Source organism: Natronosporangium hydrolyticum (assembly GCF_016925615.1).
GTDB classification, from domain to species: domain Bacteria; phylum Actinomycetota; class Actinomycetes; order Mycobacteriales; family Micromonosporaceae; genus Natronosporangium; species Natronosporangium hydrolyticum.
Genome location: NZ_CP070499.1, coordinates 3807297 through 3827444, shown reverse-complemented (window position 1 = coordinate 3827444; position 20148 = coordinate 3807297). Strand labels below are relative to the sequence as shown.

Below are 20148 nucleotides of genomic sequence, written 5' to 3'. Positions count from 1 at the left end.
GCTGCGGTCACTCGTTGCCGCGTGATGGGGCGTTCGCCCGTGGGCCTCGCTCACGCTTCCGAATTGGTCTCGATGTAGCCGATGGCGTCGCCGACGGTGCGCAGGTTCTGCACCTCGTTGTCGGGGATCTTCACGCCGAACTTCTCCTCGGCCGCCACCACGACCTCCACCATGGAGAGCGAGTCCACGTCCAGGTCGTCGGTGAACGACTTCTCCGGGGCCACGTCGTCGGGGCTAACCCCGGCGACCTCTTCTAGGATTTCGGCGAGGCCGGCGGTGATTTCGTCACGGGTCATGGGTGGTTCCTTCCTCTATCGGGGTGACTGCGGCAGTGAGCCACAGGACAGTTGTGAAGTCGTGCTCAGGGGCACCGGACGACTTGGCCGGCGTAGGTGAGGCCACCGCCGAACCCGAACAGCAGCACCGGTGCGCCGGTCGGGATCTCACGGCGCTCCACCAGCTTCGACCACGCCAGCGGGACGCTGGCGGCGGAGGTGTTGCCGGACTCGACGATGTCCTTGGCGACGACCGCCTGGTCACCGCCGAGCCGGCGGGCGAGCGGTTCGATGATCCGCAGGTTGGCCTGGTGCGGGACGAAAGCGGCGAGCTCCGACGGGGAGATCCCGGCCTTCTCGCAGGCCTGCCGGGCCAGGTCCGGCAGCACCGTGGTCGCCCAGCGGAACACGGTCTGGCCCTCCTGGGAGACGTACGGCCGCCAACCTTCGATCACCACAACCTCGCCGCGCTCGGGAACCGACCCCCACAGCACCGGACCGATCCCCGGCTCCTCGCCGTCGCGGGTGGCGGTGACCACCGCCGCCCCGGCGGCGTCAGCGAACAGGATGCAGGTCTTGCGGTCGGTCCAGTCGGTGAAGTCGGTGAGCTTCTCCGCCCCGATCACGATCGCGGTGGTGGCGGCCCCGGCGCGGATCGCGTGGTCGGCGGTGGCGAGCGCGTAGGAGAAACCGGAGCAGGCCGTGTTGACGTCGTAGGCGGCGGGGGAGGCGACCCCGAGCTTCGCCGCGACGCGGGTGGCGACGTTGGGACAGCGGTCGACCGAGGTGCAGGTGGCGACCACCACGAGGTCCACGTCGGCGGCGGTGAACCCGGAGCTGGCGAGCGCCTTCTCGGCTGCGGCGGCGGCCATGTCGGCGACCGTCTCGTCGCCGGCGACCCGGCGCTCGGCGATCCCTACCCGGCTGCGGATCCACTCGTCGTTGGTGTCGACGATCTGGGCGAGTTGGTCGTTGGTGATGACCTGGCTGGGTTGGTAATGGCCGAGCGAGACAATGCGACTACCGGTGATCGTCACTGGTGTCCTCCGATCCGGGCGAGCGGCTGGCCCGGAGCCACCGGGTCGTCGTGGTGGGCAAGCCACTCGACCAGGACACCGGCGTCGTGGGCGGTGACATCGACCGGGCCTTGTCGGGTGGCGACGTGCCCGATCACCTGGCCGGCGCGGAGCTCGTCGCCCTCGGCCAGCCCGGCGGCGGGCTCGAAGGTGCCGGCGGCGGCGGCGACCGATACCCGAAACTGCGGGCTCGGCTCATGGCTGGGGGCGCCGCCGTGGCGGGCGATCAGGTCCCGGGCGGCGGGCAGGTCGTCCGGCGTCTTGATCGCGACGATCTCCGGGCAGCCGTGCTCCTTCAGCTCCCGTTTGAGCAGCCCGGCCAGGGTGCCGGCGGGCGGCAGCTCGATCACCCCGGTAACGCCGAGCTCGACCAACGTCCGCATGCAGGTGTCCCAGCGGACCGGGGCGGTGACCTGGGTGACCAGGCGGCGCAGGAACTCTTGGCCATCGTCGACCGAGGCGCCGTCGAGGTTCGACAGCAGAATCCGGCTGGGGTCGGCCGGGGTGATGCCGCCGGCGGCGCTGGCGAGCGCCTGCTCGGCCGGGGCCATGTACGGGGTGTGGAACGCGCCGGCTACCGGGAGCGGCCGGACCCGGGCTCCTTCCGGCGGCGAGGCGGCGAGCTTCTCCAGGCCTTCGACGGTGCCGGCGGCGACCATCTGCCCGGCCCCGTTGCGGTTCGCCGGGTGGACTCCGGCCGCCTCGATGCCGGCGAGCACGTCGGACTCTTCGCCGCCGAGGACCGCCACCATCCCGGTAGGTTCGAGGGCGCAGGCGGCGGCCATCTCCCGGCCGCGCAACCCGGCCAGGGCGATCGCCGTCTCGGCGGGGAGCACCCCAGCGAGGGCTGCGGCGGCGAGCTCGCCGACGCTGTGCCCGCCGACCACGGAGACCTCGTCGATCCGTTCGGCGGTGGGGGCGCCCACCCCCGGCAGGCACTCGGCGGTGAGCAGCGCGGCGGCGACCAATAGCGGCTGGGTCTTGGCGGTGTCCTTGATCTCATCCGCGTCGGCGGTAGTGCCGAGCGTGACCAGGTCTACTCCGGCCAGCACCGACCACCAGCGCAGTCGCGCCTCGGCGGTGGGGATGGCCTGCAGCCACGGGTCCAGGAAGCCCGGCTTCTGAGCGCCCTGGCCGGGTGAGAGGAGAGCAAGCACGGTTACGACTGTCCTCGGTCAGGGCGGGTAGAACCGCTGCCGACAGCCACCAATCTCCACCAAGAATCTTGTAGAGATCCTCCAAGCGGCGGCCGGGTGGAGTCGGACAGTGCGCCGGCGTCACACAGAGTGTTCCACTGCGTTCTGTATGCGGAGTCGGATCGCGCTGACCACGACCCCTCCGAACGCGGTCCCGAACACGACGCCGAGCGCGAATGCGCGGGTCGGTCGGGCGATCGTCAGTAGTCCGCCAACGAGAAACAGCGAAGGCGTCGCCACGGCGGCCAGTATCAGGTATGAGAGAGCCGCCTGCCAGCCTCGCTCCGGCGAGACCGTCAGCCCTTCGGCCGCGGCGCCGTGCAGGCTTCCGAGCAGGATTCCCACGTACGCCGCGACCGCGGCGCTGGCGCCAGCCAAACCCCACGCCAGCGCTCTGCGGGCCCGGGGCCGGGTCCCGTCGGACCCGACGCGACCCGACGCGACCCGACTCCGCCCGTGCTGGCGGTAACTGTGGCATGGTCGAAACTCTACCGTCCGTAGTCGAGCTTCCCGTCGCTCCATCGCCGATGGCGGCTCCTTTGGCAATCTTGGATCGACCATGGGTGGGTCGACTCAGGTCCAGCTGCCTGGCCTACGAGAGCTGCGAGCGTAGACGGAGCAGTTCGGCCGCCTATCCGGTGGACGGGCCGTGGCATCTTGGTGGGTTGAATGGTGGTCTACTAAGGTCCCGAACCTGGGTCGACCTGGCAGGTCGGGTGCCCCTAACCCGCCAATCGGTCACCCCGGCCGCGAGGGAGCCGGTCGCGGCCGAGGGCGAGCTCCCTCCGCTCTGCACCGTCTGTGCTCGCAGCTCTCGTAGGCCGCGTAGCGGGTGCCAGCCGGCCCGCTCATACTCCCACTCCAAGATCGACAATCGCATGGGAAGAGCTGCTCCGAGCTGCATTGTCGCTTAGCTGTGGTCCGCGAACTCCTCCAGGCCGACCACCTTGAGCAACTGCAACGCCTGGGCGGACGGGCTGTCAGGCGCGGCGGTGAACAGCATCAGCCGCTGCTCCTCGCCCGGAACTTGCAGCGTCTGCACGTCCAGGGTCAGCTCGCCGACCAGCGGATGGCGCAGCCGCTTGCTGGTGTCGCGCCGGACCGCCACCTCGTGCGTGGCCCACAGTTGGCGGAAGGCGGGGCTGCGGGCGGACAAGTCGGCCACCAGCTGCGCCAGTGCCGGGTCGGTCGGGTGGCGGGCGGTCGCCGCCCGCAGGTCGGCGACCACGTCTCGGGCGTGCTCGGCCGGGCAGCCGGCACCGTCTTCGCTGAAGAATCCGTGCAGCGCGCTACGCTGCTCCGCCGGCAGGGTAGCCGGGTCGGTGCCGGTCAGTGCGGCCCACATCGGGTTCCAGGCGAGCAGAACGTAGCCGGGGTCCACCACGATCGCAGGGGTGTCATCGAGCCGTTCCAGTAGTTGCCGGATCCCGACCGGCACCTCGCGGTGTGCCCCGGCGGTCGGCAGCGGCGCGGTGCCGACCAGATGGAACAGGTGGGCGCGCTCGTCGCCGGAGAGTCGCAACGCCCGGGCGAGCGCCTCCAGCACCTGTGTCGACGGGTGGGGTCCGCGGGCCTGCTCCAACCGGATGTAGTAGTCCACAGAGATCCCGGCGAGCTGCGCCACCTCCTGCCGACGCAGACCCGGCGTGCGCCGACCCGGCCCGGCCGCCAACCCCACCTGCTGGGGGAGCACCCGCTCGCGCCGCGTGCGCAGGAAGCTCGCTAGCTCGGTCCGTTCCATCCGCCAATTATGCCGTTGGGCTTGTGCCGATGGCCGCCGTTGTGACTGGTACCGGCGGTACCAGTCTCAGCCGTCCGCTCCCCGCCCGGCTCCGGACGGGGCAGTCTCGCAGTTGGCCCGCCGACCGGCGGGCCGAGACCTTACCGAGGAGCAACTATGGACCTGGGACTAGCTGGCCGGACCGTCATCGTCACCGGCGCGACCGGTGGCATCGGACGACACATCGCCAGCGGGTTCGCCGCCGAGGGGGCGAACGTGGTGCTGACCTACCATCAACGCGGTGGCGAGGCGAAGGAGCTGGCGGCGGAGTTTGATGGTCGGGCCCTGGCGACCCAGTACGTGCTGGGCGACTCCGACTCGGCCGCCGACCTGGTGGCCGCGGCCCGCGACTGGACCGGCCGGATCGATGTGCTCATCAATAATGCGGTCCACTGGGGCGGTGACGCGCCCGATCCTGGCCGACCCTTCGAGGCGGTGCCCGAGCCGACCTGGTCGATGGGGCTACGAACCAACGTCGAAGGAGCGGTGCAGCTCAGCCGGGCGGTGGCACCGCTGATGCGCGAACGCGGTTGGGGCCGGCTGGTGCACTTGTCATCCAGTATCGCGGTGGCCGGTATGGCGGGTGCCGAGTATTACGCCGCCGCCAAGGCGGCGCTGCACGGGTTCAGCCGGGCGGTGGCGTTCAGTCTCGGCCGCAGCGGCGACATTCTCTCCAACGTGGTCATGCCGGGCCTCACCCGCACCGAGACCAACGCACACATCATCACCGAGCCGATCGAGCAGCAGTTCAGCGCCCTAGCGCCGATCGGCCGGCTGCTCACCGCGGCCGAGGTCGCCGGCCCGGTGGTGTACCTGGGGTCGGCCGCCAACACCGGGATCACCGGACAGGTGATCCCGGTGACCGGCGGAGCCTGACCCGAACGGTATGGAGCACGGCCACCCGAGGGCATCCCGTCACAAGGCGGCCGAGTTCACCCCGTCCGGCGGGTCCAGCCGGCCGACGCTGAGCGCCAACCGCAGTGCGTACGCGTCGCGGGCGTTGGTGGGGGCTAGCCCGGTCACGTCGGTGATCCGCCGCAGTCGATACCGAACCGTGTTCGGGTGGACGTAGAGCGAGCGGGCGGCGCTCTCCAACACCCCGCCAGCGGCGAAGAAGGCGTCCAACGTGTCCAGCAGTTCACCGCCGGCGCGGGTCAGCCCGCCGTACACCTGTTGCCGCAGGGCCCGGCGGGCCTCGGAGTCGCCGGTGAGTAGCCGCTCCGGCAGCAGCTCCGCCGCGGCCACCGGGCGGGGGGCCTGCGGCCAGGCGGCGGCCGCGCGGAAGCCCGACAGCGCCGCCCGCGCGGATTCGGTGGCCTCGTCCAGGCTGGGCATCGATGGGCCGACCACCACCGGGCCGTCGCCGAAGCCGGGCAGCAGCTTACCGGCGGCCGAGAGCGGTTCGGTGGCGCCGCCGATCACCACCACCAACCGGTCACCGTGGACGCCGCCGATCGCCTCCACGCTGATCCGCCGGGCCGCCCGGTACAGCTCATGCAGCACCGCCGCGCTCTCGCCGCCCGGGCTGCGCCCCACCGCCACCGCCACCGGCGGCGCGTCCACCCAACCGAGCGCGGCGGCCCGGCTGGCCAACACATCGGACGAATCGCCCCGGAGCAGCGCGTCGACCAGCAGCGCCTGCAGCCGCGCGTCCCACGCGCCGCGGGACTCGGCGGCGCGGGCATAGACCAGCGCGGCCGCGAACGCCACCTCCCGGGAGAACCGGAGCACCGCGTTACGCAGGGCCTCCTCCTCCCCGGGGGCGGCGAGGCTCGGCACATGCTCCTCGGCGACGTCGATCGTCGCCTGGATCAGCGCGACCGTCTGCTGCAGGGTGATCGAGCGGGCGAGCGCCCGCGGGGCGGCGTTGAAGATGCCGTCGGAGACCCGGTTGCCTTCCCGCCCGCCGTGGCGCAGCCACTCGACCATCGACTGCACGCCGGCCTGCGCCACCAGCATCACCCAGGAGCGCTGGTCGGCGGGGAGGCTGCGGAACCAGGGCAGGGTCTCGTCCATCCGGGCGACGCTGGCGGTGGCGAGGGTGCCAGCGGCCCGCTCGATCCGGGGCAGGGTGGCGGTCAGCCCGTTGGGCGGTGGCCCGGCCGCCGGGTCACCGGCCCCATCGGGTGCGGCGCCGCTCATCACCCCAGCCTGCCAGCAGTACGCCGAGGGTGCGCCCCCGGGTGGCGGCCGGTCCGGAGCGTGCCACACTGCCCGGTATGGCCGACACCAGGACCGCGCTGTTGCTGCCGGGCGGTGGCTACCCCAGCCACGGCCCGTTGCTCTACTTTCTGCAAGCGGCGCTGCGCCGGCGGGGGATCACGGTCCGCTCGCTGGACTGGTCTCCGCCGGAGCAGATCCGCCGGGACGACTGGCCGGCCGCGGCCGAGTGGGTCGCCGAACAGGTGGGCCCGCAGCTAGCGGCGGCGGGCCGGATCGACCTGGTGGTGGGTAAGTCGCTGGGAAGCTTCGCCGCGCCGCTGGTGGCGGGGGCCGGTCTGCCGGCGGTCTGGTTCACCCCGGTGCTGGTCGCCGAGGCGGTGACCGATGGGCTGGCCGCGGCCACCGCGCCGGCGTTGCTGATCGGGGGGACCGCCGACCCGTACTGGGACGGCGACCGGGCCCGGTCGTTGAGCCGGCACGTCCATGAGGTGCCCGGAGCTGATCATTCGTTGATGCTGCCCGGGTTGGCGGACTCGGCTCGGCTGCTGGGCGAGGTGACGATCGTCGCGGACGAGTTCGTGGCCCGCATGCTGTGACCCGATCCGGGTCAGCGATCCCGGCGCAGCAGCAGCGAGACGCTGGCCAGCCCGGCCAGCACCGCGACGGCCAGCGCCATGGTGAGCAGCATGCCCTCGCGCCACTCGTCGAGGAAGCCGAGCGGTCCGGTCGCCTCCTCGGTGGCCACCGGTTCCTCCCCGGCGACGCCGCCGTTGGTGGGCGCGTCGGTCAGCGGTATGCCGAGTTCCGTGAGGGTCTCCGGCAGGCTGAGCCGGGCCAGGAACCACGCCTCATCGAGGTCACTATCGCCGGGTTGGTCGGCGGGCCGGAACACCCTGGGGCCGCCGCCAGCGAGCGGATACAGTTCGAACCGGTGTTGCTCCTCGCCCGCGATGAACAACTGCAGCGCGTACTGCGGCCCCAGCTCGTCGGGGTCCGGCTCGGAGCCGTCGCCTTCGCGGTTGAACAGCCAGATGACCTCCCGGCGCAGGGTGGCGTAGTGGTCGGGGTGGTCGTCGGCGGTCACGGTGAGTGGGTTGGCGAGGTTGTCGCCGCTGACCGTGGCGTAGTCGTGTCCGTCGGCGAGCGCCGGTGTCGCCACCACCCCGGTGGCAACCACTGTGGCCGTTGCGATCACGGCCACCGCGAACCGGGCCCTGATGCCCGCCAGCGGCCGCCGGGGGGTCCCGCGACTCATCCGCTATCTCCCTCCCGGGAACTACTCCCGGCCGCTACCCGACCACCTATCCGGACAGGTGTCGTGATCGGCATCCTAACGTTGAGAACCCGTTCGTGGGGAGGACAGCCACGTGAGTAAGGGCAGAAACCTACTTTTGGTGTTGGCGGTGTCGCTGTGGGTGATTGTGGGGGGTGCGGCCCCCGCGATGGCCCACAACGTGCTCACCGACAGCGACCCCGCCGACGGCGCCACCATGGCGCAGGGTCCGGACGAGGTGACCCTGAGCTTCCTGTCCAGCCTCGACCCCGACAATGCCGATCTCCAGGTCACCGGTCCGGACGGGGCGTCGGTCGTCGCCGGTGACCCGGACTTCGACGGCGGCCAGGTGCAGGTCCCGATCGACGCCGCGCTAGCCGGCGAGTACGAGATCAGCTACGACGTGCTCTCCAACGACGGCCACTGGGTCGACGGCACGATCGAGTTCACCGTCACCGAAGGTACCCAGCCATCGCCCACCCCGGCGCCGCCCGCGACCACCGCCCCGCCCGCGCAGACCGAGCAACCCGCCACCGCGGAGCCGGCGGCGCAGGCCACCGACTCTGCTGGCGTACCCGGCTGGACCTGGCTGTTGCTCGCGCTAGCGGTCGCCGCCGCCGGTGCCGCCGCCGTGGTGCTGGTGCGGCGTCGCCGGACTGGCTGACCGACCGAGGGCGGGAGCTGCGGCACTCAGCTCAGCCGGGACCGGGCGGCGCGCAACCGCGCCAGGGTCCGTTCCCGGCCGAGCACCGCCATCGACTCGAAGAGCGGCAGCCCGACCGTCCGGCCGGTCACCGCGACCCGAATCGGCGCCTGCGCCTTACCGAGCTTCAGCCCACGCGCGGCCCCGACCTGCTCGGTGGTGGCCTTCAGCTCCTCCGCCCGCCACGGCGACAGCTCCTGGTACGCCTCGATCGCGTCGTCGAGCAGCTCCGCCGAGCCCGCCTTCATCGCCTTCGACCAGGAACCCTCGTCGGTGACCGGCTCGGCCAGGAAGAGGAAGTCCACGTTCGGCACGATCTCGGCGAGCACCGCCACCCGGCTCTGCGCCAACGGCGCCACCTCCGCGAACGCCGCCGGGTCGAAGTCTGCCGGCTGCCACGGCGGCGCCGGGATGGTCTCGGTGCCGACCAGCCACGGCTGGCAGGCGGCGACGAACTGCTCCACTGGCAGCGCCCGCAGATATTCGCCGTTGAAAGCTCGCAGCTTCTGCAGGTCGAAGAAGGCGGGGGAGGGGTTGACGTCCTCGATCCGGAACTCCTCCTCGATCACCGACCACGGCACGATCTCCCGGTCACCGGAGGGCGCCCACCCCAGCAGCATCAGATAGTTGCGCATGGTCTCGGGGAGGTACCCCTCATCCCGGTAGCTCTCCAGCGCCACCTTGTCGCGGCGCTTGGACAGCTTGCGCCGCTGCTCGTTCACGATCAGCGGCAGGTGCGCCCAGACCGGCGGCTCGTACCCGAGCGCCTGCCACAGCAGCTGCTGCTTCGGGGTGTTGGAGAGGTGGTCCTCGCCCCGGATCACATGGGTGATCCCCATGCTGGCGTCATCGACCACATTGGCGAGCAGGAAGACCGCCGAGCCGTCGGCGCGGGCGATGACGAAGTCTTCCATCAGCGCGTTGTCGAACGCCGGCTCACCGCGGATCAGGTCCACGATTCGGGTCTCGCCGCTGTCCGGGGTGCGGAACCGCAGCGCCCGGCCGGGGCCGGCGGTCAATCCCCGCTGCCGGCAGAACCCGTCGTACCCCTGATGCTGGCTGCCGGTGCGGGCCTGCACCATATCCCGGGTGCAGTCGCAGAAGTAGGTCTGCCCGGAGGCGGCGAGCTTCTCGGTGGCGGCGTGGTGCTCGGCGGCGTACGACGACTGCAGGTACGGCCCCTCGTACTGGTCGGGGGTGATCCCGAGCCAGGACATCGCCGAGTAGATGGCGTCGACCCACTCGGGCTGGTTGCGGCTGGCGTCGGTGTCCTCCACCCGCAGCACCAGCACCCCGCCGTGCTGCTTCGCGAAGATCCAGTTTTGTAGCGCGATCCGGGCGGTGCCGACATGGAACAGGCCAGTGGGAGATGGGGCAACTCGTACGCGTACCGTCACACCCTCCAGGGTACGAGGCGGCCCCGGTCACTCCACCGGCGGTGGCGCCAGCTCGGGCGACTCCGGCATCACCCGGTTGCGGCCGGCGCGCTTGGCCCGGTAGAGCTCCACGTCGGCCAACTCCGAGAGCTGCCCCACCCGGCCCTGCTGGCCGGGGATCATCGCGGCCACTCCCACGCTGACCGTCACCACCCGCTCGCTGACCAGTGGGTTCGGCTCGGCCAGCGCCACCATCGCCGCCCGTAGCCGCTCCGCGGCATGCAGCGCCGGTTCCAGGTCGGTGCCGGGCATCACCACCGCGAACTCCTCGCCCCCGTACCGGGCCACCAGGTCGGCCCCGCGGAGCTGGCGGCGCAGCAGGGTGGCGACCCGCTGCAGGCACCGGTCGCCGGCGGCGTGCCCGAAGTGGTCGTTGTAAAGTTTGAAGTGGTCGATGTCTACCATCGCCAGCGCCAGCGGCCGCTCCGCCCGGCGGGCCCGGTCCCACTCCCCGGCGAGCACCTCCTCCAGGCGCCGCCGGTTGGCCAGCCCGGTCAACGCGTCGGTCACGCTCAGCCGCTCCAGCCGGGTGTTCGCCAACGCCAGCTCCTCGGTGCGTTCGGCGACCTTACGCTCCAGCGAGGAGTACACCAGGGCGTTGCGTAGGGATACCGCCAGCTGGCCGGCGATCAGCAACACCCCGTCGAGCCGGTCGGCAGTGAACGCGCCGCGGAGCAGCCGGTTCTCCAACAGAAGCAGCGCCTGCAGCTCGCCCCGGCTGCGGATCGGCACCGCCAGCAGCGAGCAGGCGTCCAGCTGCGCCAGGTAGGGGTCCCGGGCGAACCGGTCGTCGCGGGTGGCGTCGGCGACCACCAGCGGCTCGCCGGTGCGTTCGGCGTACCGGACCACCGAGACCGGCACCAGCTCCTCCCGGCCCGCCTCAGCCAGCGGCAGCGGCCGGCCGCCCGGGCTGCCGGGCTCGGTCAGCAGCCAGCCCTGCTCCTCCTCGCCCCAGATCAGCAGCCGGACCGCGGTGGCGCCGGTCATCGCGCTGAGCACCTCGGCGACTCGCTCCCGGAGGCCGTCGACGTTGGTCTCCGAGCTGAGCGCCTGCGAGGCGGCGAGAATCCCCAGCAGATCGATGGTGCCCGGCATGATGCTGGAACGGTGGGAGCTCAGATCCGGCAACCCCCCCGGCGGCGGCAGCCACTCGGTGTTCGGCATGGTCAGGGTGTGCTGCAGCGCCGGGTACGCCCAGTCCAGCTGCTGCACCTTGGCCTCGGCGCCCCAGTCGACGTAAGACTGGCGGGCCTGGGCCAGCAACGACTGCCCGGCGTGCTCCAGGCCGTAGGAGAGCTGGAACCGGGCCGCCTGCTCGCGGATCAGCGCTTGATGCCACGGTCGCTGCCGGGAGGCGGCCTCCCGGGTCGCGAGGTCGAACGCGTAACTGGCGGTCCGGAAATCATCGGTCGCCCAGGCCCGCTCGCCCTCCAACAGTCGCAGCAGGTGCAGGAAGTTCTCCGGCGCGTCGGCGGCGCGCGCCGCCACCCACTCGATCAGCTGGTCCAGGTCGGCGAGCAGCGCCGGCCGCTCCGCCGCCGGCGCGGTCCGGGCCTGCTCGGCCAGCGCCAGCGCCCGCAGGATCACCGCAATCGCCGCCGAGTAGGTGTTGGTCACTCTCGGAATCAGCTCCAGCAGCGGCGCGGTGTGCCGATCCAGCTCCTCCGCCTCTCCGAACAGCGCCGCCAGGATCGCCCGCACCAGGTGGTGGGGGACCAAAAGGCTCTGGTTGTTGGTGTACGGCTCGGTGAGGCTGGGGCTCATAGTCTCGGCCGGCTCCGGCTCGCCCCGCAGCGTCGCGACCAGCCGCCGGTAGATCGAGAAAGTCTCGGTCGACAGATCGTTACCGGTCCGGCGGGTGAAGGCCATCGCCGCCTCGACTTCGCCCAGATAACTGGTGAGCGTGGGTGCGCTGTCGAGCAGGTTGCAGACGGTGACGACGTAGCTGAAGCCGGCGTTCTGCAGGTCGCCACCGCGTAGCAGCCCTTCGCGGGCCTGCGCGGCCTGCCGGGCGCACTCTTCGATCGGCTCCCGGCTCCACGCCCCGAGTGCGTGGAGAAACTTGGCGTGTGAGGTCGCCGGCTCCCAGCCCCGCCCATCGGAGCCGGTCAGGATGTGCTGCGACAGCTGGTAGGCGAACCGGTAGTCGTCGCGGCGCAGCACCAGCACGTACGGCAGGTGACTGATCGGCCCTACCAGGTTAGCGCTGGGGCCGCGCTCGCTCCAGAGCCGGCCGGCGAGCAGCGCCAGCCACGAGAAGACCGCCTGGTCGCTGAAGTACGCCGGGGGCATCATCCGGTTGAGCACCCCGCCGACCGCGAGCAGGGTCGGGTCGGTGATCTCCGGTGCGGTGTCTGCCGCCGGGTCGGGTTCGGCGAACCATTGATAGAGCAGGTCCAGGCCCTGCTCGATCTCGCTCTCCAGCTGTTCCGGCGCTGGCAGCGGATGGTCGAGCCGGGCGAGCAGTTCCTGCCCGAGGGCGAGCGCGCGGTGCGGCCGGTTCCGGTTGGTGAGGCTGCTGATCTGGTTCATCGTCACCGGGGCGACCGCCACCGGGTCGGGCGTGAGTTCGACCACCGCCCGGTACGCCTGATCGGCCTCGTCCAGCCGGCCCAGGCTGTACAGGGCCGTATGCCGACCGGTGTGGATCTCCACCAGGGCGTCGGTGTCGGCCGGGTCGACCAGCCGGGCCGCCGCCGCCAGGCAGCGCTCGACGAGCAGGTAGTTCGAGAGCAGCATGGCCTGGTCGGCGGCGCGGCGCAGCAGGTCGACCACCTGATGCCGCTCCGGTTCCTCTTCGACCGCGTCGGTGACGGTCAGGTACTGCTCGGCGGCGACCGCGAACAGACCGGGCCGGGAGGCGAGCCGGCGGGCCAGCCGCAGCCGCAGTGCGCGTTCCCGCCGGGGCCGCAGCCGGCGCAGGATGTCCTGCTGGACCCGGTCGTGGCGGAACCGGACGGTGTCCTGGTGGCCCGGCTCCATCACCAGTAACCCGTCGTCGATCGCGGGCTCCAGTTGCCGCTCGACCGCCTGCACAGTCAGCCCGGTGGCGACCCGCAGCACCCCCAGCTCGGCTCGCCCGCCCAGACACGCCATCGCCTGTAGCAGTGCCCGGGTCGCTGGCGGCATCGTCTCGACCCGATCGCCCACCAGGTCGGAGACGGCCGCGCCGGCCAACCGGTGCCGCATCGCCGGGGTGTCCCAGCGCCATCCTTGATCGCCCGGGACGAGCAGCCCTTCCCGGCGCAGCGAGTTGAGCAGCTCCACCGTGTCGAACGGGTTGCCGCCGGTGTACGGGCGCAGCAGCGCACTCAGCTCCCGGGCCTGGGCCGGGCTGGCGCGGAGGACGTCGGCGAGTAGTTCGGCGACCTCGCCGGTGGGTAGGTTCCGCAGGTGCAGCTCCGCCGGCGGCGCAGGCTGCCGGCGCCACCGGTCGAGTAGGCCGGTGAGCGGGTGGGCGACATCGACCCCGTCGGAGCGGTAGGCGGCGACGACCAGCAGCCCCGGGACTGACTCCTGGGTCAGCAGCGTGTCCAGGAAGGACAGCGTGATCCGGGTAGACCACTGCAGGTCGTCCACCACATACACCACCGGCCGCGCCGGCGAGGCGATTTCGCGTAGCAACTCCACCCCCATCCGCTGCAGCCGGGCGGAGGTGGCGAGCGGATCCTCTACGTTCGGGTCCGGGGAGACGTTGAGCAGTGTGGCGAACTCCGGATGCAGCGCCGCCAACAGCCCAGCGTTCGGCCCCATCGCGGTCAGCAGCCGCGGCCGCAGGTCGGCGAGGGTCTCCTCGGACTCCGCCAACAGCAACCGGCCGAGCTGCCGGAACGCCTGCCAGGACGCCTCGAACTCCTGGTCGCGACGGTACGGGTCGAACTTGCCGGCGACGAACCAGCCGTTGTGGGCGGTGACCACCGGGCGCAGTTCGTCGATGAGCGAACTCTTGCCGACGCCGGGAACACCGTCGATGAGCACGCTACGTGGGGAGCCGGCGATGGTCTCCCGCAGCGCCTTGGCCAGGCTGTCGAGTTCTGCTTCCCGCCCGACCAGTCGGGACGGTGGCCGGATCCGCAGTGGATAGTCGCGCTCTCCGATGCGCAGCGGCCCGGGGTGGCCGTCGGTGAGCTGAACCAGGTCATGCACCAACCCATCGGCGGTTTGGTACCGATTGTCTGGCTCCTTCTCCAGCAAGTGCATGATCACGCCGGAGAGGTCCGCCGAGACCGCCGGATTGACCTCCCGCGGCGGCGTCGGCACCTTAGCCAGGTGGTCGTGGCTGAGCCGGAGCGGATCGCCGGAGCCGAAGGGGGGCGAGCCGGTCGCCAACTCGTAGAGGGTGGCGCCCAGTGCGTAGAGGTCGGCTCGCTGATCGACCGGGCGACCGGCCCGACCGGTCTGCTCCGGCGCCAGGTAGGGCAGGGTGCCGATGATCTCGTTGAGGTGGGTGAACGCGGGCCGCACCTCCGAGGCGGTGGTGGCCAGCGTGAAGTCGATCAGACTCGGGGCGGGGTCGCCGCCGGTGGCGGCGGACTCCCCGAGCACGATGTTGGCCGGATTGATGTCCCGGTGCACCACCCCGGCCCGGTGCAGGGCGGCGACCGCCCGCGCGAGCGCGAGCGCGAGCCGGCCCAGCCCCACCGGCTCCATCGGGGTGGCGACCGCGGCGAGCACTTGGGCGCCGGCGTCGGTGAGCAGCAGCGACCCCGGGTACGGCTGGCTGGGGGCGAGGTGGGCGACCCCGGCCACGTCGTCGAGCCGACTCAGGATCGCCTGTTCGTGGCGGAGGCGATCGCCGGCCCCTGGCCCGCGGGGCTCCTTCCGGATCAGCCGCCGCGGCGCCGTGCCGTCCGGTGGCAGGTGCAGCCGGGTGACCCGGGTGCGCTCGCTCTCGTGGAGCACCTCCACCCGGACCGGTCGGATGGGCGGAGCCTGGGTCGCCGGCCCGCCGTCAGTAGTCATCCTCTACGCTCCGCCGCCTCCCCGATACTTTCCGCTATACCTGTCTACACCAGTTGCCGGATGAATGCGAGCGAACTTCGGCCGGCGACCCGCGATCGGCGAGAGGGCGGGATGGCTGTGGTTGCCAGCGCCACCACGCCCATCCCCAAACCGTTCGGATCAGTCGGCGAGGTAGTCAGCCGGGGAGATACCGGTCGAGGAAGTCGTTCCGGAACTTGCCCGCCGGGTCGAACTCACGGGCGAGCGCCGCGAACTCCGGCAGTCGCGGATAGCGCCCCCGCAGCGTCGCGGGGGGCATGCCGAAGACCTTCCCCCAGTGCGGGCGGGCCGCGAACGGCGCCAGCTGCTCCTCGACCGCGGCCACCACCGGTGTCACTGCCTCGGTGTCGGCGATCCAGGTGAAGTGGCAGGCGACGCTGTCGCGCCGATAACACGGGCTGAGCCACAGCTCATCGGCGGCGATCGTGCGAACCTCGCTGATCTGCAGCACCGGTGCGATCCGGTCGGAGATCCGCTCGAGCGCCGCCAGCGCCTCGGGTGCCCGCTGGCGGGCGACGAAATACTCCGACTGCAGCTCCTGGCCGCTGCTGGGGGTGAAATCCAGCCGGAAATGTGGCAGCCGCAGGTGCCACGGGCCGGGCTCGCCCAGTTGGTCGGTGCAGTGCACCGGCGACGCCCCGGGCACCGGGTGCCGGGGACCGTCGGCGAGCCGGGCACCGAGCCACTCCGGGGCCGCAGCGGCCGCCGGCGCATCGTCGGGGTCGGGCAGCCGGTGCTTGTGCCACACCTGCCGGGCGTGCGGCCCGTCCCAGCCGGTGAAGACGCTGACGCTGTACGCGGCCCGGAACACTTCGTCGAACCGGTCGGCGAGCGTCTGGTGGGGCAGCTGTTCGTAGACGTACTGCCGGATCTGGAAGGTCGGGACCAGGTCCAGCGTGAGGCTGGTGACCACCCCGAGCGCACCCAGCCCGACCACGGCGGCCGAGAACCGGTCCCCGTCGACGTCGCGGCGCAACTCGACCAGTTCGCCGTCGGCGGTGACCAGCTCCAGCGCGGAGACCAGGGTGGCCAGGTTGCCGATACCGTCGCCGGAACCGTGGGTGCCGGTGGCGCAGGCCCCCGCGACCGAGATGTGCGGCAGCGAGGCGAGGCTCGGCAGCGCGAACCCGGCCTGGTGCAGCTCCGCCACCAGCTCGCCGTAGCGGACCCCGGCCGCGACCGTGACTGCTGCCCGCTCCCGGTCGATCTCGATCGTGGCCGGCAACCCGGCGACCGAGACCAGGTCGCCGGTGGTGTCGGCGATCCGGTTGAACGAGTGTCCGGTGCCGAGGGCGCGGACCCGGTCGGCACCGGCGACCAGCCGCCGCAGCTCACCGACGGTCGCCGGCCGGTGGACCCGGCCGGCGCCGAAGGTGACGTTGCCCGCCCAGTTGCTGACGCTCACTCGGACGAGCCGGCGGTCTCCCCGACCGGGGCGGCGGTGACATCGCCGATGGCGTACTTCGCCGCCGCTTCGGCCGCCACCGTCGCCGGCACCTCACCCGCGAGGGCCAGCTGGCGCAGGGTCGCCACCACCACCGACTCGGCGTCGACGTGGAAGTGGCGGCGCAGCGCCCCGCGGGTGTCGGAGAGCCCGAAGCCGTCGGTGCCCAGCGAGGTGTAGGAACCCGGCACCCAGCGGGCGATCAGGTCCGGCACCGCCTGCATGAAGTCCGAGACCGCCACCTTCGGGCCCGGCGCGTCGGACAGCGCCCGGGTCACATACGGGGTGCGGGCCTCGGCGTCCGGGTGCAGCAGGTTGTGCTCCTCGCAGTCGACCGCCTCCCGGCGCAGCTCGGTCCACGAGGTGGCCGACCAGACGTCGGCGGCGACTCCCCAGTCCTGCGCTAGCAGCTCCTGCGCCCGCAGTGCCCACTGCATGCCGGTGCCCGAGGCGAGCAGCTGCGCCCGCGGTCCGGAGACCTCGGCGGGGCGGCACTTGTAGAGGCCCTGCAGCAGCCCGGCGACGTCGAGGTCGTCCGGCTGCGGGGGCTGCGGCACCGGCTCGTTGTAGACGGTGAGGTAGTAGAAGATGTTCTCCTGCTCCTCGCCGTACATCCGGCGCAGGCCGTCCTCGACGATGTGAGCGATCTCGTAGGAGAAGGCGGGGTCGTAGGTGACCACCGCCGGGTTGGTCGCCGCCAGCAGCAGCGAATGCCCGTCCTCGTGCTGCAGCCCCTCACCGTTGAGCGTGGTGCGTCCCGCGGTGGCGCCGAGCATGAACCCGCGGACGAGCTGGTCGGCGGCGGCCCACAGGGCGTCGGCGGTGCGCTGGAACCCGAACATCGAGTAGAAGATGTACATCGGGATCATCGGCTCGCCGTGGGTGGCGTACGCGGAACCGGCGGCGGTGAACGACGCCACCGACCCGGCTTCGGTGATCCCCTCGTGGAGAATCTGCCCGGCGGTCGCCTCCTTGTAGGACAGGAACAGCTCCCGGTCGACCGGGGTGTAGTTCTGCCCGTGCGGGGAGTAGATCTTGGCGGTCGGGAAGAGCGAGTCCATCCCGAAGGTCCGGGCCTCGTCGGGGATGATCGGCACCCAGCGGGCGCCGATGTTCTTGTCCTTCATCAGCTCCTTGAGCAGCCGGACGAAGGCCATCGTGGTGGCGACCGACTGCTTACCGGAGCCGCCCTTGATCGAGTCGTACGGCTTCGGGCCGGGCAGCGACAGCGGGATCGTGGTGGTGTTGCGGGTGGGCACCGAGCCGCCCAGCGCGTCCCGCCGCTCTTTGAGGTAGGCGAGCTCGTCGGAGCCCTCCTCCGGCCGGTAGTACGGCGGGAGGTACGGGTTGTCTTCCAGCGCCGAGTCGGGGATGTCCAGGTAGAGCCGGTCCCGGAAGGTCTTCAGATCATCCAGGGTCAGCTTCTTCATCTGGTGGGTGGCGTTGCGCCCCTCGAACTGCGAGCCGAGCGTCCACCCCTTGATGGTCTTGGCGAGGATCACCGTCGGCTGCCCGGTGTGGTTGACCGCCGCCTGGTACGCCGCGTACAGCTTGCGGTAGTCGTGACCACCCCGCTTGAGGCCCCAGATCTCGTCGTCGGTCATGTCCTCGACCATCTTGCGGGTGCGCTGGTCGCGACCGAAGAAGTGCTCCCGTACATAGGCGCCGGACTCGGCCTTGTAGGTCTGGTAGTCGCCGTCGGGGGTTTTGTTCATCAGGTTGACCAGGGCGCCGTCGACATCGGCGGCGAGCAGCGGGTCCCACTCCCGACCCCAGATCACCTTGATCACGTTCCAGCCGGCGCCGCGGAAGAACGACTCCAGCTCCTGGATGACCTTGCCGTTGCCGCGCACTGGGCCGTCGAGGCGCTGCAGGTTGCAGTTGATGACGAAGGTCAGGTTGTCGAGCTCCTCGCGGGCGGCCATGGCGACCGCGCCGAGCGACTCCGGCTCGTCCATCTCGCCGTCGCCGAGGAAGGCCCATACCTGCTGGTCAGAGGTGTCCTTGACGCCCCGGTGGTGCAGGTAGCGGTTGAACCGGGCCTGGTAGACCGCGTTGATCGCGCCCAGCCCCATCGAGACCGTGGGGAACTCCCAGAAGTCGGGCATCAGCCGCGGGTGCGGGTAGCTGGACAGGCCACCGCCCGGGTGGGACAGCTCCTGCCGGAACCCGTCGAGCTTCTGCTCCGAGAGCCGCCCCTCCAGGAACGCCCGGGCGTAGATGCCGGGGGAGGCGTGGCCCTGGAAGAAGATCTGGTCACCGCCGCCGGCGTGCTGCTTGCCGCGGAAGAAGTGGTTGAACCCGACCTCGTAGAGGGCGGCGGCCGACGCATAGGTGGAGATGTGACCTCCGACACCCACGTCCGGCCGCTGCGCCCGGTGCACCATCATCGCGGCGTTCCACCGGATGTACGCCCGGATGCGGCGTTCGGTGTGCTCATCGCCGGGGAACCATGGCTCCCGCTCGGGCGGGATCGAGTTGAGGTAGTCGGTGGTGGTCAGCGGCGGCACTCCGACCTGACGCTCCCGCGCCCGCTCCAACAGCCGCAACATCACGTAACGGGCGCGCTTGGGGCCGCCAGCGTCGATCACGCCGTCGAGCGATTCGACCCATTCACCGGTCTCTTCCGGGTCGATATCCGGCAGCTGGCTGGGTAGGCCATCGCTGATGACCGGCCGGCGCGGGGTGGCACGGGTGGGTTCAGTGGCCACGGGAACTCCTCAGTCGTCATGGGTCGCACTTCTATCCTGCCAAGCCCGACCACCGCGCGTCACCTCACCCTGCTGTGAACCGTTGAACTGCGCCGGGGCACACTCGGGGTATGCGCACTGAGGTGATCACCGTGCAGACCGGGTCGGCCGAGACGGTGCGCGACATCACCGCCGAGGCGCAGCAGTTCGTGGCCGGCGAGGGGGATGGGCTGCTGCACGTCTTCGTGCCGCACGCCACCGCCGGCCTGGCGGTGATCGAGACCGGGTCGGGCACCGAGCCGGACCTACTGGCGGCGTTGCAGGAGGTGCTGCCCAGCGACGACCGCTGGCGGCACCGGCACGGATCGACCGGCCACGGCCGCGATCATGTGCTGCCGGCGCTGGTCCCGCCGTACGCCAGTTTCCCGGTCCGGGACGGGCAGCTCCTGCTCGGCACTTGGCAGTCGATCTGCCTGGTCGACACCAACCGGGACAACGCCACCCGGCAGGTGCGCTTCTCGTTCCTCGCCGGCTAAGTCATCGTCCGCCGGGCCGCGGCGGGCGCGAGGCCCAGCCCGGCGAGGAGCCGGTCGATCCGGCTGGTCGGGTCCGTGGGTTCGGCGAGCGCCAGCTGATGCAAGATCAACCCGTCGAGATACTCCAGCAGCAGCCGAGCGGTCTGTGCCGGTTCGGCGATGTCCAGCTGCGCTAACCACCCGGTGGCCCAATTGTGGACCTCGGTCCATCCGGCAATCAGCGGCTCGCGTAACCGCAGATCGTGGGCGGCCTCGACGAACAGCGCATGCCGGGCCAGGGTCAGCTGCCGCTGGGCGCCGGTGGCGGCGGCGACCACCTGGCTGAGCTGGGCGGCGAGCTGGTCCGGCTGCGGCGGGCCGGCGTCGGTGAGCTGGCGCCACTGGGCCTGTTCCAGCTCGCCGATCCGGGCCACGATCGCCCGGATCATCGCCTCCCGGGTACGCAGATAGTTGGAGGTCGACCCGGCCGGCAGTCCGGCCTCGGCGTCGACCGCGCGGTGGGTGAGCTGGCGTAGGCCGCGGCCGCCGAGCACCCGGATCGCCGCGTCCACGACCTGCTCCCGGCGTTCGCTCAT

16 protein-coding genes are annotated in these 20148 nt (G+C 71.5%); 4 read left to right on the top strand and 12 right to left on the bottom strand.

The features are described 5' to 3' along the window. Positions 1–50: 50 nt before the first annotated feature. The 5 genes from JQS43_RS17130 to JQS43_RS17110 form a co-directional block, all read right to left on the bottom strand. The gene (locus tag JQS43_RS17130; RefSeq protein ID WP_239675405.1) at positions 51–296 is read right to left on the bottom strand and encodes an acyl carrier protein; all 246 of its coding nucleotides are present in this window, start codon (positions 294–296) and stop codon (positions 51–53) included. A 65-nt stretch (positions 297–361) separates the two neighbouring features. After that, the gene (locus tag JQS43_RS17125; protein ID WP_239679469.1) at positions 362–1306 is read right to left on the bottom strand and encodes a beta-ketoacyl-ACP synthase III; all 945 of its coding nucleotides are present in this window, start codon (positions 1304–1306) and stop codon (positions 362–364) included. 2 nt (positions 1307–1308) lie between these two features. Beyond that, complete coding sequence (locus JQS43_RS17120) at positions 1309–2508, bottom strand: acyltransferase domain-containing protein (RefSeq protein WP_239675404.1); 1200 nt, start codon at positions 2506–2508, stop codon at positions 1309–1311. 120 nt (positions 2509–2628) lie between these two features. Then, entirely contained in the window at positions 2629–2925 is a 297-nt protein-coding gene (locus JQS43_RS17115) for a hypothetical protein (protein WP_239675403.1), read from the bottom strand. Positions 2926–3457: 532 nt separating this feature from the next. Then, positions 3458–4288 carry a helix-turn-helix transcriptional regulator gene (locus tag JQS43_RS17110; protein WP_239675402.1) on the bottom strand — a complete coding sequence of 277 codons (831 nt, stop codon included), beginning with the start codon at positions 4286–4288 and terminating at the stop codon, positions 3458–3460. Between the two features lie 156 nt (positions 4289–4444). On the opposite strand from JQS43_RS17110, the gene JQS43_RS17105 reads away from it, so the two are divergent. Next, a complete protein-coding gene (locus JQS43_RS17105; protein ID WP_239675401.1) occupies positions 4445–5203 on the top strand; it encodes an SDR family NAD(P)-dependent oxidoreductase in 759 nt (252 codons plus the stop codon). 39 nt (positions 5204–5242) lie between these two features. Here the strand turns inward: JQS43_RS17105 and JQS43_RS17100 are convergent, their stop codons facing one another. Then, a complete protein-coding gene (locus JQS43_RS17100; protein ID WP_239675400.1) occupies positions 5243–6469 on the bottom strand; it encodes a PucR family transcriptional regulator in 1227 nt (408 codons plus the stop codon). Between the two features lie 77 nt (positions 6470–6546). Here JQS43_RS17100 and JQS43_RS17095 point away from each other — a divergent pair, with 77 nt between their 5' ends. Beyond that, positions 6547–7086, top strand: a complete 540-nt coding sequence (locus JQS43_RS17095; RefSeq protein WP_239675399.1) for an alpha/beta hydrolase — start codon at positions 6547–6549, stop codon at positions 7084–7086. 11 nt (positions 7087–7097) lie between these two features. Here JQS43_RS17095 and JQS43_RS17090 read toward each other — a convergent pair whose 3' ends face one another. Beyond that, positions 7098–7745 carry a hypothetical protein gene (locus tag JQS43_RS17090; RefSeq protein WP_239675398.1) on the bottom strand — a complete coding sequence of 216 codons (648 nt, stop codon included), beginning with the start codon at positions 7743–7745 and terminating at the stop codon, positions 7098–7100. 112 nt (positions 7746–7857) lie between these two features. Between JQS43_RS17090 and JQS43_RS17085 the strand changes: the two genes are divergently transcribed. Continuing rightward, complete coding sequence (locus tag JQS43_RS17085; protein ID WP_239675397.1) at positions 7858–8427, top strand: copper resistance CopC family protein; 570 nt, start codon at positions 7858–7860, stop codon at positions 8425–8427. 26 nt (positions 8428–8453) lie between these two features. Here the strand turns inward: JQS43_RS17085 and gltX are convergent, their stop codons facing one another. The 4 genes from gltX to aceE all read right to left on the bottom strand — a co-directional run bounded on the left by gltX (position 8454) and on the right by aceE (position 19058). Further along, positions 8454–9863: a glutamate--tRNA ligase gene (gltX, locus tag JQS43_RS17080; RefSeq protein WP_239675396.1), complete on the bottom strand. Its 1410-nt coding sequence runs from the start codon at positions 9861–9863 to the stop codon at positions 8454–8456. Between the two features lie 27 nt (positions 9864–9890). Beyond that, positions 9891–14864 (bottom strand): diguanylate cyclase, encoded by a 4974-nt coding sequence (locus JQS43_RS17075; RefSeq protein ID WP_239675395.1) that lies wholly within the window; start codon positions 14862–14864, stop codon positions 9891–9893. Between the two features lie 175 nt (positions 14865–15039). Then, a complete protein-coding gene (locus JQS43_RS17070) occupies positions 15040–16308 on the bottom strand; it encodes an FAD-binding protein (RefSeq protein ID WP_239675394.1) in 1269 nt (422 codons plus the stop codon). Continuing rightward, positions 16305–19058: a pyruvate dehydrogenase (acetyl-transferring), homodimeric type gene (gene aceE, locus JQS43_RS17065; RefSeq protein ID WP_338037123.1), complete on the bottom strand. Its 2754-nt coding sequence runs from the start codon at positions 19056–19058 to the stop codon at positions 16305–16307. Before aceE ends, JQS43_RS17070 begins: the two co-directional genes overlap by 4 nt. A 110-nt stretch (positions 19059–19168) precedes the next feature. Here aceE and JQS43_RS17060 point away from each other — a divergent pair, with 110 nt between their 5' ends. Beyond that, the gene (locus tag JQS43_RS17060; RefSeq protein WP_239675393.1) at positions 19169–19573 is read left to right on the top strand and encodes a YjbQ family protein; all 405 of its coding nucleotides are present in this window, start codon (positions 19169–19171) and stop codon (positions 19571–19573) included. On the opposite strand, the gene JQS43_RS17055 is transcribed toward JQS43_RS17060, so the two are convergent. Beyond that, positions 19570–20148 carry a TetR/AcrR family transcriptional regulator gene (locus JQS43_RS17055; protein WP_239675392.1) on the bottom strand — a complete coding sequence of 193 codons (579 nt, stop codon included), beginning with the start codon at positions 20146–20148 and terminating at the stop codon, positions 19570–19572. The two genes, JQS43_RS17060 and JQS43_RS17055, sit on opposite strands and share 4 nt — an antisense overlap.